Origin of the sequence: Neisseria sp. P0004.S004 (assembly GCF_051963335.1) — a bacterium.
Lineage (GTDB): Bacteria > Pseudomonadota > Gammaproteobacteria > Burkholderiales > Neisseriaceae > Neisseria.
Genome location: NZ_JBQCUK010000004.1, coordinates 166,509 through 183,836, shown reverse-complemented (window position 1 = coordinate 183,836; position 17,328 = coordinate 166,509). Strand labels below are relative to the sequence as shown.

Here is a 17,328-nt window from a genome sequence, read left to right as displayed (position 1 = left end):
GGCCGTCTGAATGCTTTCAGACGGCCTGAACATTACCCCATACCCGATATGACAACCAAACCCACCAAACGCCCGGTCAACGGCGTTCTTCTCCTCGACAAACCCGAAGGCCTTTCCAGCAACACCGCCCTGCAAAAAGCGCGGCGTTTGTTCCGTGCTGAAAAAGCCGGGCATACCGGCGTACTCGATCCTTTGGCCACAGGGCTTTTGCCCGTTTGTTTCGGCGAAGCGACCAAGTTTGCCCAATACCAGATTGATGCCGACAAAGCCTATACCGCCACGCTGAAACTGGGCGAAGCCAGCAGCACGGGCGATGCCGAAGGCGAAATCATCGCCACCGCACGCGCCGATATTTCATTGTCCGAATTTCAGACGGCCTGCCAAGCCTTAACGGGCGATATCCGCCAAGTTCCACCTATGTTTTCCGCCCTCAAGCATGAAGGCAAACCGCTGTACGAATACGCACGAAAAGGCATCGTTATCGAACGCAAAGCGCGCGACATCACCATTTACTCCATTGATATCACTGAGTTTGATGCACCCCAAGCCGTGATAGACGTACGTTGTAGCAAGGGCACTTACATTCGCACCCTCAGCGAAGACATCGCCAAACACATCGGCACATTCGCCCACCTGACCGCCCTGCGCCGTACTGAAACCGCTGGCTTTACCATTGCCCAAAGCTACACGCTCGAAGCCTTGGCAGAATTGGACGAAGCCGAACGCGATGCCCTATTGTTGCCTTGCGATGTTTTGGTACAACATTTCCCCAAACTTGAGTTGAACGACTACGCCGTTACTATGCTCAAACACGGCCAACGTCCCCAGTTCACCGAAGACATTTCCGCCGAGCAGCCCATCCGCGTGTACAGCCGAGATGGCACATTTATCGGACTGGTGGAATATCAAAAAGAAATAGGCCGTCTGAAAGCCTTACGCCTGATGAATACCGCCGACAAATAACTTCCTGCAAAGAGAGCCGATCATGAAGGTCTATACCGCCGCCCAAATGCGCGAACGCGAACAAGCAGCCGTCGATAAAGGCACAAGCTTCGACCAACTGATGGAAAACGCCGGCAGTTCTGCCGCCCGAGACCTCATGCAGCGTCATCCTCAAGCCGGATGCGCCCTGATTGTTTGCGGCAAAGGCAACAACGGCGGCGACGGCCTAGTCATGGCAAGATATATGCAGGCGCAAGGTTGGCACATCGATATTCTGTTTTCACTTGGGAAAAACCTCTCCCCTTTGGCTCAAACCAATCGCGAACGCCTCAACGGTTTGCCCCATATTGAATTGATATCCGCACAAGAACTGGCAGGCCGTCTGAAAAAAGGTTACGACATCATTATCGAAGGCATATTCGGCACAGGCTTCAGCGGCGCGCTTCCAACCGAAATCGCCGCCCTCTGCCGCCAACTCAATCATTCAGACGGCCTGAAAGTCGCCCTTGATATTCCCACTGGCCTCAACTGCGACACCGCCGAAGCTGATCCAGATACATTCCGTGCAGACCTGACCTACACCTTTGCCGCCTATAAACCGGCGCATTTAAGCGAGTCCGGCCAAACCTATTGTCAAGAAACCGTCTGTTTACCTATTGGCATTGATTAAATACCTATAAAAAATAACAGGGTGCAATTTTGCACCCTGTTATTTTTGCTTACTTCCAAATCTGCGCCAATTTAATCCCCAGCGCCGTCAAACCAAACGAACCGAAAACATGCAGACAGGTTGCCATCAAAGCCATGCCCCAACGTTGCGCCTGCATCAAACCCACCATCTCCACTGAAAAACCTGAAAATGTGGTCAAGCTGCCGAGAAAGCCGGTAATCCAAAGCAAACGCCATTGCGGATCGGTTAAGAGTTCCGCCAATACACCAATCAGCAGCGCGCCCAGCCAGTTTGCAGCCAATGTACCGATAGAAAAAGGCGCAGAAGACACCAGCACCAAGCCAAACAGCCAACGCAATACAGCCCCGACAGCGGCACCGCAAACAATGGGAAAAATATAAGCAAACATAACAAGTTAAACATTCAATTCAAAAAACAGGCCATCCGGTTATTAGGCCGTCTGAAAACCAAGCAAGGATGCCTTCATATCTTATTGCCAAATCTTAGGCGCGGATTTCAAATACCTGTCGTCATCGAAAGTACAAATCCATTGCGGCTTGAGCGCGATAAAAATGGCTGTTGAAATACCGCTCAAAAATGCCTCCGCCCAAGCAATTAAGAAGAAAACAGGAAAAGCGGTTTTCCACAATACAGCCGTATCAAACACATCCGCCCAGTCCAACAAACCGACCAAAACCACGCCGGTAAACACCATGCCGACCGCCGCGGCCCAAAAACCATTCAGAAAAATAAAGATAAAGATATTGGCAGGCAAACGCGACACCCAATGGCGGAAGCCCAAGTTCACCAACAAAGGCGGAAGCAATACGGACAAGGCATTGATGGGGAACATATGCCAATCGCCCCAAAGCCACAAATATGGAAAAAACAGCAAAACGCCGATGCAGAAAGCAGCAGAAGTGCCCAGCATTAAAGCCGTCAGGTTTAAAGCAAGCAAATGATAGCTCATACCGGCCAGTTGTCCGCTTTCCGGAGAGGCATTCAAACTCCAAGCCAGCGGCAACATCACGGCAGCCAACAAAAATGCGGAACGATGCTGCGATACCGACACCCATGCCTGCTTTGCGCACAAAGCAAAAATCACCAGCAACACAGGCCATGCCGCCATCACGATACCAACGGGAAACCATCCGTTTTGAAAAATCATCATCTCATCCGCAAAATGTTCAGACGGCCTATTATACGCGTCTCAAGCCACAGCTTTGACAATCCTGTCTGCCTTTGCCGTTAAAGCTTGTTTCGGCTGGTTTTGTTTACCCGAAAAAAGCGTTAGAATAACGGACTTTGCCGTTTAATTAAGGGGATGGACGCATGCTTTGGACAATATTGGCTTTAATTCTGCTGGCTGTCATAGCCGGCTTGTTCTGGTGGCGCCAGAAACAAGAGCAAAAGTGGCGCCAAGAATTAGCCCGACTCAGTGGCGATGAAGAAGAAATCAACGAAGAAGACAGCCCGGTCGGTTTTTCCGACCAACTGGACAGCCTGAAACGTTTGTTCAGCATGAACAAGCACACTGCCGACAACCATAAAATCGCCCGTATCCGCCTGCTTTCCGCGCTCGAACACAATAAAATGCAACGCGCCGAAACAGACAAAGAGCACGCAGCAGAGCCCGTTGCCGAAGAGCTGGAACACATCGCAGCGACCGAAGAAGAAATCAAAGTTGTGCCTAAAACCCGCAAATCTGCCAAACCGGAACGTATTCCTAAAATTACGCCGTTTGCACAAATGGAAACACCCGAATACAGCCCGTCTTTGGTGCAAAATAGCAATTTTGAAGAAATCACATTAGAAGAAGCCACCCGCTCCCTGCACGAAGCGGCGGTTGAGGAATGGAACGAGCATTTGGCCGAAAAAAATGCGCCGATTTACAAAGACGAAGTTGAAACCCCATTGTTGCGCGCTTCATCCCTGCCGATGACCGGCATGGAAATCATCGACTACAACGACCCTATTTTGCGCCGCACACGCGAGCGTGCCTTGGCGCGCGCCAATAATGTCCGCGTGGCAGAAGCCCATGCGCCGCATATCGAAACCGTTCAGACGGCCTTAAGAACTGCCGAAAAAGAAGCCATCCTCCCCTATACTTCCATGCAGGCATTCCCTTCTGAAATCCAAGCGGAAGATATTCACGTCAACCTTGCCCGCCGTACCGCCGCACGCCACAAACTGGCCGCGGCCGTCGCCCCTTTGCGCGACTACTCTCCGCGCACCATCGAAAATGACGAAATTCTGGCCAACTTGGGACAAATCAGCCGTCCTGCCAGCCTGCGCCGTCAAGTTCGCCATACCGAAGCTGCCGCCGAAAGATGGGCGCGTAAACAAGCTGCCACGGAAGCTGTTGCACCGCAACCTGCCGCACCGGCAACGCCGTCCCGTCCGAAACCGGCTGCGCCTGTTAAAAAATCCCCTTATATCTCCCGACCTGCCGCGCCAAACGCAACCGTAGTCGAGCCGCCTGCCGTACCGGTCGTCCCGATGGCGAAAACCGATATCCCCGAGCCGCCCGTTTTCCAAACCTCGATTGCGCCGATTGATATCCCCGAGCCGCCTGCTTTTGAACATAAAATCCAAGTGCCGATTTTTGATGCACAAGTCAATGCGCATGTCAGCAACCAACCTGAACGCAGTATCCGCGATTATTTAATCAGCGAATCTGCGGAAGAAGAAACAGAATTCGATGGTGAGCCGGAAGCGCCGGTACAAGCGGAAACAGAAGCGATTCAAGCGGTTGAAACGATTGAACCCGTTGAACCTGCTGAAACAATCGCAAGGCCGTCTGAATATACACAGACAATCGTTGAAACGCCTGTTCGAAGCGTAGAACCCAGCGTTCAAGAAGATACACCAAGCGTAGCGATTCCAACTTCGGCAACACTGACCGATGCGCTTCTACCGACCACTGCCCTGCTCCTGCCGCCTCAGTTTGACCCGAGCGCCTCGCAAACTGAAGAACAATTACTGGAAAACAGCATCACCATCGAAGAAAAACTGGCCGAGTTCAAAGTTAAAGTCAAAGTGATGGACTCCTATTCCGGCCCGGTCATTACGCGTTATGAGATTGAGCCTGATGTCGGCGTGCGCGGCAGTGCCGTTTTGAACCTTGAAAAAGACTTGGCGCGCTCGCTTGGCGTGGCTTCCATCCGTGTGGTGGAAACTATCCCCGGCAAAACCTGCATGGGCTTGGAATTGCCTAATCCGAAACGCCAAATGATCCGCCTGAGCGAAATCTTCAATTCGCCTGCGTTTACCGAGTCCAAATCCAAACTCACCCTCGCGCTCGGCCAAGACATTACCGGCCAGCCTGTCGTCACTGACTTGGCCAAAGCGCCGCATCTGCTGGTTGCCGGTACGACCGGTTCGGGTAAATCCGTAGGCGTGAACGCCATGATTCTGTCTATGCTCTTCAAAGCAACGCCGGAAGACGTGCGCATGATTATGATTGACCCGAAAATGCTGGAACTGAGCATTTACGAAGGCATTCCGCACCTGCTCGCCCCTGTCGTAACCGATATGAAATTGGCTGCAAACGCACTGAACTGGTGCGTCAACGAAATGGAAAAACGCTACCGCCTGATGAGCTTTATGGGCGTGCGCAACCTTGCCGGTTTCAACCAAAAAATTGCCGAAGCCGCCGCGCGTGGTGAAAAAATCGGCAGCCCGTTCAGCCTCACGCCTGAAGATCCTGAGCCATTGGAAAAACTGCCGTTTATCGTGGTCGTCGTAGATGAATTTGCCGACCTGATGATGACCGCCGGTAAGAAAATTGAAGAGCTGATTGCCCGCCTTGCCCAAAAAGCCCGCGCAGCCGGTATCCATTTGATTCTTGCCACCCAACGCCCCAGCGTGGATGTCATCACCGGCCTGATTAAAGCCAATATTCCGACACGCATTGCCTTCCAAGTATCCAGCAAAATCGACAGCCGCACGATTCTTGACCAAATGGGCGCGGAAAACCTGCTCGGCCAAGGCGATATGCTGTTCCTGCCACCCGGTACCGGCTATCCGCAACGTGTACACGGCGCGTTCGCTTCCGACAACGAAGTACACCGCGTAGTAGAATACCTGAAACAATTCGGCGCACCCGATTATATCGACGATATTTTGAGCAACGGTTCCACCGAAGACTTTACCGGTACCAGCCGCAGCAACGACAGCGACCTCGACCCCATGTATGACGAAGCCGTTTCCGTTGTCTTGAAATCGCGTAAAGCCAGCATTTCCAATATCCAACGCCAACTGCGCATCGGCTACAACCGCGCCGCCCGCCTGATTGACCAAATGGAAGCCGACGGTATTGTTTCCCCGGCGGAAAACAACGGCAACCGCACCATCTTGGCACAAAGCAGCGACCATCTGGATTAATTTATCCTTGTATAAAATCAAGGCCGTCTGAAAACTTTTCAGACGGCCTTTTTAAATCAGATATAGTTCAGAGATTCCAATCAAATAAACAAGCAAATAAGTAATCTATAAACAACATTTCTTACAAATCTAAATGCTTTTACATTGACGGTATTTGCTTCACAAATAAACAAGGTTCAATCAACCAAACTCTACCTGCAAAATGCATATCTCTACCCGTTCATCACTATTTTCAGACGGCCTTTTGTCAAGACCGGAAAAAACAGGTAAATCCGTTTTTCGATTAGAAACAATATTATTATGATTCATGCCCTCGGCAACACTCCAACCTTTACGAGGAAAAACAAATGAAAAAATATTTTGCAGAATTTTTCGGCACTTTCTGGCTGGTATTCGGCGGCTGCGGTAGCGCAGTATTGGCAGCAGCCTACCCTGAACTCGGCATTGGCTTTGCCGGTGTCGCCTTGGCGTTCGGCTTGACCGTACTGACCATGGCTTACGCCGTCGGCCATATTTCCGGCGGCCACTTCAACCCTGCCGTTTCCGTCGGCCTCTTCATCGGCGGCCGTTTCAACGGTAAAGACCTGTTGCCTTACATCGTATCCCAAGTCATCGGTGCGATTGCCGCTGCAGGCGTTCTGTATCTGATTGCTTCCGGTAAAACCGGTTTTGATGCTGTTGCTTCCGGCTTTGCCAGCAATGGTTTCGGCGAGCACTCTCCTAACGGTTACGACATGATGGCCGCGTTGCTGATCGAATTCGTACTGACCGCATTCTTCCTGATCATCATCATGGGTTCTACCGACAAACTGGCTCCGGCCGGCTTCGCTCCTATCGCCATCGGCCTGGGTCTGACCCTGATTCACTTGATCAGCATTCCTGTGACCAATACTTCCGTCAACCCTGCACGCTCTACCGGCGTTGCCTTGTTCCAAGGCGGCTGGGCTGTTGAACAACTGTGGTTGTTCTGGTTGGCCCCTATTGCCGGCGCAGCAGTTGGCGCGGCTATTTACCGCTTTGTTTTGGCAAACAACGACGACAAATAATCTAAACGGAATGATATTTCCGGTGCGGCCGATACCCTACTAAACCGTCCGCACCCAAGTTGCCGAGATACAAACGCACCGCCTGACTCAGACGGTGCGTTTGTTTTTGCCGTGTTACAATATTTCCTTTTCCCACATTCTCAAACCATCATGCAAACCTTACCTTTTCAAACCGATATCGCTGCCAGAATGCTGGTCAATACTGAAAACGAAACCATCCATCCCGATGCCGTATTCGTACAAACGCAAAACGGCTATTGGATTGCTTGGCACGACCAACAAGCCGCCCTGCTTGCCCCCGACACACCGCCCGATATTCCCTGCTTTTGGGTAGAAGGCGCAGAAAGCTTGGAAGAGCTGGTAAGCATGGTAGAAAACGGTGAATTTGACGAAGTCGAAGAATTTGACGGCGACGATGATGCTTGGCAAGAAGCACTCGGATGCGGCCATCATCACGAAGGGCACTGCGGATGCAGCCATTGAGATGTGCAAAACGCCTGCTTCCGGCACTTGCCCTTTGCCTGACGCTTAACAGCTGCGTTGTAGGCGCGGCTGTCGATTTGGCTGCCACGACCGTCCTGACTGCCGGGAAATTGGTTGTCAAAGGAACGGGAACAGTGATTGATGCCGCCATTCCTGACGGCAAAAAAGACAAGGACAAAGAAAAAGAAAAGAGCAAAGAAAAGCCAAAATCGGAAGAAATCATCTATAAGGAAGAGTCCTCCGATGAAGTAACGCAATAATCCTTCAGACGGCCTTGGTAAGGTAACCCATCCTACTGAGGCCGTCTGAGCATTCATCCTTACATATAGCCCTGTTCACGCAAAGAGCAGGTTTCTTTTGCCGTTACGATAAAATGGTCTAAGAGCGTAATATCCACCAAACTTAAAGCCTGTTTCAAACGCTCTGTAAACTGCACATCAGATTCAGACGGCCTTGCCGAGCCGCCCGGATGATTGTGTGCCAAAATCAAACTGTCGGCATATTCATCCAATGCCAATTTGACGATTTCACGAATATAAACCGTGTTTTCCGCCACCGTACCACGCGACAATTCCCGTACCGCAATCAATTGATTTTGACGGTTGAGCAGCAACGCAACGCTGACTTCGATTTTTTCATGCCCCAGATGCAGGCGCAGATAATCCGCAACCGATTTCGGGTTTGACAAAACCATCTGCTCCTGCAAATCCTCACCCAAAATCCGCCGCCCGATTTCTTTGACCACGGCAAACTGAGTATAGCTCGCCAAACCCATGCCCTTGCAAGCAGAAAGTGTTTTGGCATCCGCACTCATCAGCTTTCCCAAGCTGCCGAACTCGCTCAACAAATAACGCGCCAAATCGACCGCGCTCATGCCGCGTGTTCCGACACGCAATAAAATCGCCAGCAACTCCGCATCACTCAACGCCGCCGCGCCGCGCTCCAACAGCTTCTCACGCGGCCGCTCCCCCTCGGGCCATTCTTTAATGCTCATGTTTTCCCTTTTTATTCATATAGCGGATTTGGTTTTTATTTAGGACAAAACCATCTTGCCCGCATAAAACGCAATCCGCACGATTTTATTAAAATTAATGCAATTTGCGTATTTTATTCTATCTCTAATTATTTTTTAAGACATTTGAATATAAATTAAATCCTTTTGTGCAGAAAAACAACGTTACCCATTTTCGCTATCCTGTTCCCCTGCCTGCCTTTCCTTTCCTATTTACTTCAAATCAGCCGCTACAAGCATTTTCATATTGCCCCTATGAGGCTTAGGCTAATATAATATTGAGTTTGCCGAGAGCAAAAGCTGAGGCTTAAACTGCTTTCTATCCACGCTGCCCGTGCGCTTTACAAGAGTTTCAGACGGCCTCCGTCCGACTCCCGCCAGCAATCAAACAGCTTTTTATCACCCATTCGAAAATCCGTTTTGCCGGTACTCGTCTTTCTTTTTGGAGTATTGCCATTATGACCGCAACCACTGCGTCTTCAGCCAAACCTTATTTGCAAATCCAAGGCTTGGTGAAAAAGTTTGGTGACAATTACGCTGTCGATAACATCGACTTGGACATCTATCAACACGAAATCTTCGCCCTTTTGGGCAGCTCAGGCAGTGGCAAATCCACACTGCTGCGTATGTTGGCAGGCATGGAAAGCCCCAATCAGGGCAAAATCATTCTCGACGGTCAAGACATTACCAAGCTTGCCCCGTATGAGCGCCCAATCAACATGATGTTCCAAAGCTATGCCCTGTTCCCGCACATGAGCGTTGAACAAAACATCGCTTTCGGCCTGAAACAAGACAAAATGCCTAAAGGCGAAATCGACGCCCGCGTCGAAGAAATGTTGCGCCTGGTGCAAATGACCAAATACGCCAAACGCAAGCCGCATCAACTTTCCGGCGGCCAGCAACAACGTATCGCTTTGGCGCGCAGCCTGGCAAAACGTCCGAAAATCCTGCTGCTTGACGAACCTTTGGGCGCACTCGATAAAAAACTGCGCCAACAAACCCAACTGGAATTGGTCAACACGCTGGAACAAGTCGGCGTAACCTGTATCATGGTTACCCACGACCAAGAAGAAGCGATGACGATGGCGACCCGTATCGCCATTATGTCCGACGGCCAATTGCGCCAAGTCGGTACGCCTAGCGACGTGTACGACTATCCTAACAGCCGCTTTACCGCCGAATTTATCGGCGAAACCAATATTTTTGACGGCGTTGTTATTGACGACCGCGCCGATTTCTCTATCGTCAAATGTGACGGCTTGGAAAACCACGTCCGCATCGACCACGGCCTGGGCGTTCCGAACGACCATGAAATTTGGATCAGCATCCGTCCTGAAGATATTGATTTGCATAAAGAAAAACCGGAACACCTGGGCGCGCACAACTGGGCCCAAGGCACAGTCAAAGAAATTGCCTACTTGGGCAGCTTCGCGATTTACCACATCAAACTTGCCAACGGCCGTGTCGTTAAGAGCCAAGTTCCCGCACCTTATTGGTATGTGCGCAACATTACGCCGCCGACCTGGGACGAGACTGTCTACATCAGCTGGCCTGAAAACCAACCGACACCTCTGTTCAGTTAATTTGAGGGAAATGCAATGAACCTTAAAAAACTGAAAAACAAACTGTTCCGCCGCCCCGGCCAGCGTGCAGTGATTGCCGTGCCGTATATTTGGCTTTTGATTCTGTTTCTGATTCCGTTCGCCATCGTATTGAAAATCAGCTTTGCCGAACAAGAAATTGCCATTCCGCCATTTACGCCGCTGACAACGATTGATGAAGACTTAGGCCGTCTGAACATTGCCATCAGCTATCAAAACTACGCCGACATTTTCCAAAACTTTTGGAATACGCTCAATCCGTTTGGCGACAGTGAAAACAGCAATATCTATCTGATGACCTACTGGTCTTCGATTAAGACTGCGCTGACGACGACCATCATCTGCCTGTTGATTGGTTATCCCACCGCTTATGCCATTTCACGCGCCAATCCGGCTGCGCGCAACGGCCTGCTGTTGGCAATCATGCTGCCTTTCTGGACCTCTTTCCTGTTGCGTGTTTACGCATGGATGGGCTTATTGGGACACAACGGCATCATCAACAATTTCTTAATCAAATACGGAATCATCAGCGAGCCTTTAGACTTGTTCTACAATGCTTTTTCTCTGAATTTGGTGATGGTTTACGCCTATCTGCCGTTTATGATTTTGCCGCTGTACACACAATTGGTAAAACTGGACAACCGTCTGCTCGAAGCCGCTTCCGACTTGGGCGCAGGTCCGATCAAATCGTTCTTTACCATTACCCTGCCTTTGTCCAAAACCGGCATCATCGCAGGCTCTATGTTGGTCTTCGTTCCGGCCGTCGGTGAATTTGTGATTCCTGAATTGGTGGGCGGTTCTGAAAACCTGATGATCGGTAAAGTATTGTGGCAGGCATTCTTCGACCAAAACAACTGGCCGCTGGCTTCTGCCGTCGCCGTCGTCATGGTTGCCCTGCTGGTTGTACCGATTGCCCTGTTCCAGCACTATGAAAACCGCGAATTGGAAGAAGGAGGCAAATAATGCAGAAAACCAAATTATCCTGGTTCTTGAAACTGATGCTCCTGCTCTCGCTGGCATTCCTCTATATTCCGCTGGTGGTTTTGGTCATCTATTCTTTCAATGAATCCAAACTGGTTACCGTTTGGGGCGGTTTCTCAACCAAATGGTACGGCGCATTAATGGAAAACGACACCATCTTGGAAGCGGCCTGGCTGTCATTGCGTATCGCCATCGTTTCCTCGCTTGCCGCCGTGGCACTCGGCACATTGGCTGGTTACGCTATGGCGCGGATTAAACGCTTCCGCGGCAGCACCCTGTTTGCCGGTATGATTTCCGCGCCTATGGTGATGCCTGATGTGATTACCGGTTTGTCCATGCTGCTGCTGATTATTCAGGTGCAAATGTTCCTGCAAGGCAGCGAATTGCTGCAATCGCTCTACTTCGATCGCGGTTTCTTCACCATCTTCCTCGGCCACACCACGCTTTGCATGGCGTACATTACCGTCGTCATCCGCTCGCGCCTGGTGGAATTGGATCAATCCTTGGAAGAAGCCGCTATGGACTTGGGTGCCCGTCCTCTGAAGATTTTCTTCGTGATTACCCTGCCGCTGATTGCCCCTGCGATTGCGTCCGGCTTCCTCTTGGGCATTACCCTGTCTTTGGACGACTTGGTCATTACCTCCTTCCTATCGGGCCCGGGTTCATCGACATTGCCGCAAGTGATTTTCTCCAAAATTAAACTCGGCCTTGACCCTCAGATGAACGTTTTGGCAACCATCCTGATCGGTATCATCGGTACGCTGGTGATTGTCGTCAACTACTGGATGATGCGTCAGGCAACCAAACGGGAACGCGAGGCTGCCGAAGCCTACCGCCAAGAAAAATTGGCAGCCGAGAAAGCCGCCTAATATGCAGACAGGCTGTCCGATAAAGTGTCGGAACAGCCTGTTTTATTAACCGCATTTTATCCTTTCAGACGGCCTAAACTTAAGCTCATATTCCTGGCCGTCTGAAAACCTGTTTTCAATAAAGTGAAAACCAACCTAAAGCCCAAATCATGATCAATCCCAGCTTCAAAGAATACCTTCCTTCCTACTATGTCAGCACAGCCAATCCCCATCCGTCTTATCCGACGCTCGAAGGCCGTCTGAAAACTGAAACCTGCGTTATCGGCGGCGGCTTGACCGGTTTATGCACCGCCCTACCGCTTGCCGAAAACGGCCATGAAGTCATCGTGCTTGAAGCCGCCCGTATCGGTTTCGGCGCATCAGGCCGCAGCGGCGGACAAGTCATCAGCGACTTTGCCTGCGGCATGGAAGAGATCGAAAAACAAGTCAGCTTAGAACAGGCCCAATGGTTCTTGCAGCAATCCCTGCAAGCCGTTGAACTGGTTGACTCGCGCATTCAAAAACACAATATCCAATGCGATTGGCAACGCGGCTATGCGACCGTCGCCGTCCGTCCTCAGCATTGGGAAGAATTGCTGCAATGGCACGAACACGCCCAAAAACATTATGGCGCAAGCCATTACCAGCTTTGGGATAAAGCCACGCTGAAGCAACAACTAGCCAGCGATAGGTATCAAGGCGCGCAATTTGATCCTTTATCCGGCCACTTGCACCCGCTCAATTACACCCTAGGCATTGCCAAAGCGGCAGCCGATGCAGGTGCACAACTTTTTGAACAATCCCCGATGACACGTATCGAGCCATGCGATAACGGCTGGCTGGTACACACACCCAATGGCAGCGTTGAGTGCAAAAACCTCGTTTATGCCGTCAATACTTATGCCGGTTTACACCCGAAATTCAAAGTATTGGAACAAAAAGCCATTGCCATCAGCACCTTTATCATCGCCACCGAGCCTCTGGGCGAGCGTGCCAAAGACCTGATCCGCAACAATATGGCCATCTGCGACAACCGCCACGTCCTCGACTACTACCGTCTCAGCGCCGACGGCCGCCTGCTCTTTGGCGGCAAAGACAACGAATTTATCGACGATCCAGACCGCATGACCGAACTCGTCCGCCAAGACATGCTGAAAGTTTTCCCGCAACTTGCCGATGTCAGAATCGAGCATTCCTGGGGCGGCGAATGCGACATCACGCGCAACCTCGCCCCACATTTCGGCCGCCTCGCCCCTACCGTTTTCTTTGCACAAGGCTACTCCGGACACGGCATGGCGATTACCGGCATTGCCGGCTTGGCAATTGCTGAAGCCATCATGGGTGATGACGGCCGTCTGAAACCTTTCGAGCAGCTGCGCCACAGCAATATTATCACCCAACCATTCCTGCGCAAACTCGGTTCTTACCTCGGTTCAAAATACTATCAATGGAAAGACAGCCACTAAACCCAAACGACAAACATATTTCAGACGGCGGCAGATTCAAGTAGAATTTAGGCCGTCTGAAAGCGTAGACACGACAAAATTCAATCATTTATCAGCAAGGAAACCATCATGAGCAACCATCACAAACTCATCATCCTCGGCTCCGGCCCTGCCGGCTATACTGCCGCCGTCTATGCCGCCCGTGCCAACCTTAACCCTGTAATCATTACCGGCGTTGAGCAAGGCGGACAACTGATGACCACCACCGAAGTGGACAACTGGCCTGCCGACGCAGAAGGCGTACAAGGTCCGGAACTGATGGCCCGTTTCCAAGCTCATGCCGAACGCTTCGGCACTGAAATGATTTTCGACCAAATCCACACCGTTGATTTGCAAAACCGTCCGTTTACCCTCAAAGGCGATATGGGCGAATACACCTGCGATGCGCTCATCGTTGCTACCGGCGCATCCGCCAAATATTTAGGTTTGCCAAGCGAAGAAACCTTTGCCGGCAAAGGCGTTTCCGCCTGCGCGACTTGCGACGGTTTCTTCTATAAAAAACAAGATGTTGTCGTAGTCGGCGGTGGCAATACCGCTGTAGAAGAAGCCCTCTACCTTGCCAATATCGCCAACACCGTTACCCTGATTCACCGCCGCGACAGCTTCCGCGCCGAAAAAATCATGGTAGACAAACTGATGCAACGCGTTGAAGAAGGTAAAATCATCCTCAAGCTCAACAGCTCGGTTGATGAAATCTTGGGCGACGAAAGCGGCGTTACCGGTGCACGCCTGAAACACAATGACGGCGGCACTGAAGAAATCTCCGTCAAAGGCGTCTTCATCGCCATCGGCCACAAACCCAATACCGACATCTTCAAAGGCCAACTTGATATGGATGAAACCGGCTATTTGAAAACCAAAGGCGGCACCGGCGACAATGTCGGCGCTACCAATATCGAAGGCGTATGGGCGGCAGGCGACGTCAAAGACCATACTTACCGTCAAGCCATCACCAGCGCGGCTTCCGGCTGTCAGGCCGCGCTTGATGCCGAACGTTGGCTCGACCGCCACAGCGCATGAATCTCTAAACTACGCTCTATTCTTTGAAACATCATCAACAGGCCGTCTGAAACTTCAGACGGCCTATTATCTGTTTGCCACACTGAATTTCATTTTAATGGCAAATTTATATCAAATAAGTACTTTTGCTTTATAATGACAACAAATACCCAACAAACAGGGAACAAACATGAAAAAAACACTAACGACACTTATCCTTTGCGCACTGACTCCTGCCGCCCTGGCTGCCGACACTTACGGCTACCTAGCCATGTGGCAAAACCCTGCCGACAGCAATGAAGCGCTGCAAATCAAAACCACCAAAGAAAATGCCACCCAACTGGACGCGACAGCCGAACTCGAAACATTCTGCAAAGGCCAAGATGCCTTAGCCGGTATCGGCGCAGGCCAAGCAACAGGCTGCAAAACGGTTGTACCTCTGCACAATACCTGTATCGCGGTTGCCTACCCTAAAGCCATGGGCAAATTGACCGCTCAAAACGTAGTGGCCATTACGTCTCCGCGCTTCAAAAACGTGCATCAAATTGCCTTGAGCCAATGTATCAAAAAATACGGCTCTCAAGGACAATGTTCTTTAGAAACAGTCTATTGCACTTCCGATACTTACTATCAAGGTACGGTCAAAACCCTTTGGGAAAAAATCAAATCCATTTAAGGCCGTCTGAAAATAAAACCGGCTTGCCCGATATTCTCCATATCACGGCAAGCCGGTTTTTTATTCTGGCTTTTATTTGCTGTTTTTTTCCAACAATTTAGCCACAACGCCTTCAGCCTGTTTTACCAAATCAGGATTGGTTCGGAAGTGGTTTTCATCGTTCAAAGAGTAGCTGACAGTAGAAACCGCATACTTCGTGCTTCTCAACACAAATACGCCTTTACGCAAGATTTCGTTATTGCCTTTAGTTTTGTAACGCAAGTTATACGGGCAAGAAGAATCATACAGTTTGCCGCGGTTGTCTGCAGTTACAATCGTGCTGCCAATGCCGCGTTTTGCCAAAGCTTTGGACAAAGCACGATCCAAATCATGCGGTCTTACTTTTGCATTTTGAATGATGCAGACATGTTTGATGCTGGACAGCTCTTCAGGCTTCAATACTCTTTGTTCGGTCGTAGAACACGCGCCCAGCAACAATACGGCTGAAGCCGCCGCTAAAATCATGGTTTTCATCTGTTTTCCTTTTAAAATGTTCAAACAATAAATATTCAGACGGCCTTTATGCAAAGGCCGTCTGAAAAAATCAACGTACGTTTTTCATCAAACGCTGTTTCTCACGCTTCCAATCCGCTTCTTTCAGGCTTTGGCGTTTGTCATGCTGTTTCTTACCCTTGGCCAAACCGATTTCCACTTTGATTCTACCGCGGGTGTAATGCAGGTTTAAGGGCACAATCGTATAACCGGCACGTTCGGTTTTGCCGATTAACTTATTAATTTCCGATTGCTTCAACAACAACTTACGCGGACGGACAGGGTCGGGTTTGACGTGTGTCGAGGCAGTGGGCAATGCGGTAATGTGGCAGCCCACCAAATAAAATGCGTCTTTTTTCCAGTAGATATAGCTTTCTTTTAATTGCACGCGTGCAGCGCGGATGGCTTTGACCTCCCATCCCTCCAATACTATACCGGCTTCGATTTGGTCTTCGATAAAGAAATCGTGAAAGGCTTTTTTATTATTGGCAATACTCATTGTGCTGATTCTTTACAAACTTTTCAGACGGCCTATTTTATCAGGCATGCTTAAAAAATAAAACGGCAAACGGTTTTGAAACGTTTATTCGCTTAAAACATGGCGGCGGTAAAAGCGGTCTATATCGGCAATGGCTTTTTCATCTTCAGGGCGCAAATCCAGTTTCAAATCGGCAAGGCGGATCAAAATTTGGTCTTCACGCTCGGCAACGGCGCATCTGACCTCGCCTTCGCTGCGGAAATGACGGATAAGCTCGTCCAACTGGTTTAAAGCATTTTGATAAGATGAATTTGGATTCATAATTTTTAACTCGAACGCCCATAAAAAATGGCGGGAAACCCCGCCATGATTTTACGGCTTACGCCGCGCATTTGATTAAGCAGCTTGAATGTTAGCAGCTTGTTTGCCTTTAGGGCCGGTGGTTACGTCGAAAGACACGCGTTGGCCTTCTTTCAGGGTTTTGAAACCTTCCATGTTGATCGCTGAGAAGTGAGCGAACAAATCTTCGCCACCTTCGTCAGGAGTGATGAAACCAAAACCCTTAGCGTCGTTAAACCATTTTACGATACCGGTTGCCATTAGAAACTTCCTATACTTAAAAATTAACAAAATCAGCAAAACAAGGCATACAGCAAACTAAAACGTTCAGCGTTTCTCCCTCGTTTTTATTACGCGGTCGAGTGCCAACTTCTGCTTAACCGTCTTTTTACATTTGTTAAGACAAAACGTCAAGCTATGTTTTCAAAAAAGTGGGAAAATAGAAAAAATTGACCGAAATACAACAGAAAACGGTTTGCACTCTTAAACAGGCCGTCTGAAAACTGAAATCTAAGATCATGAACCATCCGAATACCGACCACCAATCCGATACCCTGCTCAGCGATATCAACACACAGCCGCCGAAACGTTACGGCGTATTTTTATTGAACGACGATTACACCACCATGGAATTTGTCGTCGAAATCCTGACCGAAGTCTTTATGCTTGCACAAGAACAGGCCGTGGCCGTCATGTTGCTGGTGCACCACGAAGGCAAAGGCCTGTGCGGCACCTACACGCGCGATATTGCGCAAACCAAGCAGCATCAGGTCATGGAACGCGCCAAAGCTGAAGGGCATCCGCTCAAATGTATAGTCGAAGAGGTTTAAA

At 50.0% G+C, this 17,328-nt stretch carries 20 protein-coding genes; 13 read left to right on the top strand and 7 right to left on the bottom strand.

From position 1 onward, the window contains the following. Window positions 1-48: 48 nt before the first annotated feature. Window positions 49-963 (top strand): tRNA pseudouridine(55) synthase TruB, encoded by a 915-nt coding sequence (gene truB, locus ACTHRY_RS05055; RefSeq protein ID WP_440374082.1) that lies wholly within the window; start codon window positions 49-51, stop codon window positions 961-963. A 22-nt stretch (window positions 964-985) separates the two neighbouring features. Beyond that, the gene (locus tag ACTHRY_RS05050) at window positions 986-1,612 is read left to right on the top strand and encodes an NAD(P)H-hydrate epimerase (RefSeq protein ID WP_049323453.1); all 627 of its coding nucleotides are present in this window, start codon (window positions 986-988) and stop codon (window positions 1,610-1,612) included. 49 nt (window positions 1,613-1,661) lie between these two features. Here the strand turns inward: ACTHRY_RS05050 and ACTHRY_RS05045 are convergent, their stop codons facing one another. Continuing rightward, window positions 1,662-2,021 (bottom strand): CrcB family protein, encoded by a 360-nt coding sequence (locus ACTHRY_RS05045; RefSeq protein WP_003679592.1) that lies wholly within the window; start codon window positions 2,019-2,021, stop codon window positions 1,662-1,664. Between the two features lie 81 nt (window positions 2,022-2,102). After that, window positions 2,103-2,780 (bottom strand): energy-coupling factor ABC transporter permease, encoded by a 678-nt coding sequence (locus tag ACTHRY_RS05040; RefSeq protein ID WP_049323478.1) that lies wholly within the window; start codon window positions 2,778-2,780, stop codon window positions 2,103-2,105. Between the two features lie 164 nt (window positions 2,781-2,944). Here ACTHRY_RS05040 and ACTHRY_RS05035 point away from each other — a divergent pair, with 164 nt between their 5' ends. The 4 genes from ACTHRY_RS05035 to ACTHRY_RS05020 all read left to right on the top strand — a co-directional run bounded on the left by ACTHRY_RS05035 (window position 2,945) and on the right by ACTHRY_RS05020 (window position 7,787). Then, a complete protein-coding gene (locus ACTHRY_RS05035; protein ID WP_049359808.1) occupies window positions 2,945-5,998 on the top strand; it encodes a DNA translocase FtsK in 3,054 nt (1,017 codons plus the stop codon). A gap of 347 nt (window positions 5,999-6,345) precedes the next feature. Beyond that, window positions 6,346-7,044: an aquaporin Z gene (gene aqpZ, locus ACTHRY_RS05030; RefSeq protein WP_049359809.1), complete on the top strand. Its 699-nt coding sequence runs from the start codon at window positions 6,346-6,348 to the stop codon at window positions 7,042-7,044. Window positions 7,045-7,194: 150 nt separating this feature from the next. Continuing rightward, window positions 7,195-7,527: a hypothetical protein gene (locus ACTHRY_RS05025; RefSeq protein ID WP_004520787.1), complete on the top strand. Its 333-nt coding sequence runs from the start codon at window positions 7,195-7,197 to the stop codon at window positions 7,525-7,527. Next, the gene (locus tag ACTHRY_RS05020) at window positions 7,515-7,787 is read left to right on the top strand and encodes an NF038104 family lipoprotein (protein WP_049359811.1); all 273 of its coding nucleotides are present in this window, start codon (window positions 7,515-7,517) and stop codon (window positions 7,785-7,787) included. Before ACTHRY_RS05025 ends, ACTHRY_RS05020 begins: the two co-directional genes overlap by 13 nt. A 59-nt stretch (window positions 7,788-7,846) precedes the next feature. On the opposite strand, the gene radC is transcribed toward ACTHRY_RS05020, so the two are convergent. After that, the gene (gene radC, locus ACTHRY_RS05015) at window positions 7,847-8,521 is read right to left on the bottom strand and encodes a RadC family protein (protein ID WP_003746150.1); all 675 of its coding nucleotides are present in this window, start codon (window positions 8,519-8,521) and stop codon (window positions 7,847-7,849) included. Between the two features lie 476 nt (window positions 8,522-8,997). Here radC and ACTHRY_RS05010 point away from each other — a divergent pair, with 476 nt between their 5' ends. The 6 genes from ACTHRY_RS05010 to ACTHRY_RS04985 all read left to right on the top strand — a co-directional run bounded on the left by ACTHRY_RS05010 (window position 8,998) and on the right by ACTHRY_RS04985 (window position 15,149). Further along, the gene (locus ACTHRY_RS05010; protein WP_003746147.1) at window positions 8,998-10,122 is read left to right on the top strand and encodes an ABC transporter ATP-binding protein; all 1,125 of its coding nucleotides are present in this window, start codon (window positions 8,998-9,000) and stop codon (window positions 10,120-10,122) included. Between the two features lie 15 nt (window positions 10,123-10,137). After that, window positions 10,138-11,103: an ABC transporter permease subunit gene (locus ACTHRY_RS05005; protein ID WP_003746146.1), complete on the top strand. Its 966-nt coding sequence runs from the start codon at window positions 10,138-10,140 to the stop codon at window positions 11,101-11,103. After that, the gene (locus tag ACTHRY_RS05000) at window positions 11,103-11,990 is read left to right on the top strand and encodes an ABC transporter permease subunit (RefSeq protein WP_003679574.1); all 888 of its coding nucleotides are present in this window, start codon (window positions 11,103-11,105) and stop codon (window positions 11,988-11,990) included. Before ACTHRY_RS05005 ends, ACTHRY_RS05000 begins: the two co-directional genes overlap by 1 nt. Window positions 11,991-12,139: 149 nt before the next feature. Then, window positions 12,140-13,435 (top strand): NAD(P)/FAD-dependent oxidoreductase, encoded by a 1,296-nt coding sequence (locus tag ACTHRY_RS04995; protein WP_049323460.1) that lies wholly within the window; start codon window positions 12,140-12,142, stop codon window positions 13,433-13,435. 108 nt (window positions 13,436-13,543) lie between these two features. Further along, entirely contained in the window at window positions 13,544-14,494 is a 951-nt protein-coding gene (trxB, locus tag ACTHRY_RS04990) for a thioredoxin-disulfide reductase (RefSeq protein ID WP_049323462.1), read from the top strand. Between the two features lie 169 nt (window positions 14,495-14,663). Then, window positions 14,664-15,149 (top strand): DUF4189 domain-containing protein, encoded by a 486-nt coding sequence (locus ACTHRY_RS04985; protein ID WP_049323466.1) that lies wholly within the window; start codon window positions 14,664-14,666, stop codon window positions 15,147-15,149. Window positions 15,150-15,221: 72 nt separating this feature from the next. Here the strand turns inward: ACTHRY_RS04985 and ACTHRY_RS04980 are convergent, their stop codons facing one another. The 4 genes from ACTHRY_RS04980 to ACTHRY_RS04965 all read right to left on the bottom strand — a co-directional run bounded on the left by ACTHRY_RS04980 (window position 15,222) and on the right by ACTHRY_RS04965 (window position 16,758). Next, window positions 15,222-15,662, bottom strand: a complete 441-nt coding sequence (locus ACTHRY_RS04980) for a hypothetical protein (protein ID WP_049348438.1) — start codon at window positions 15,660-15,662, stop codon at window positions 15,222-15,224. Between the two features lie 70 nt (window positions 15,663-15,732). Next, window positions 15,733-16,179: an SsrA-binding protein SmpB gene (smpB, locus tag ACTHRY_RS04975; RefSeq protein WP_003679566.1), complete on the bottom strand. Its 447-nt coding sequence runs from the start codon at window positions 16,177-16,179 to the stop codon at window positions 15,733-15,735. Window positions 16,180-16,263: 84 nt separating this feature from the next. Further along, window positions 16,264-16,479 (bottom strand): branched-chain amino acid ABC transporter, encoded by a 216-nt coding sequence (locus ACTHRY_RS04970; protein ID WP_440374081.1) that lies wholly within the window; start codon window positions 16,477-16,479, stop codon window positions 16,264-16,266. A gap of 75 nt (window positions 16,480-16,554) precedes the next feature. Further along, window positions 16,555-16,758: a cold-shock protein gene (locus ACTHRY_RS04965; RefSeq protein WP_002217533.1), complete on the bottom strand. Its 204-nt coding sequence runs from the start codon at window positions 16,756-16,758 to the stop codon at window positions 16,555-16,557. Window positions 16,759-17,015: 257 nt separating this feature from the next. On the opposite strand from ACTHRY_RS04965, the gene clpS reads away from it, so the two are divergent. Continuing rightward, the gene (gene clpS / locus ACTHRY_RS04960) at window positions 17,016-17,327 is read left to right on the top strand and encodes an ATP-dependent Clp protease adapter ClpS (RefSeq protein WP_003679561.1); all 312 of its coding nucleotides are present in this window, start codon (window positions 17,016-17,018) and stop codon (window positions 17,325-17,327) included. The last annotated feature ends 1 nt before the right edge of the window (window position 17,328 follow it).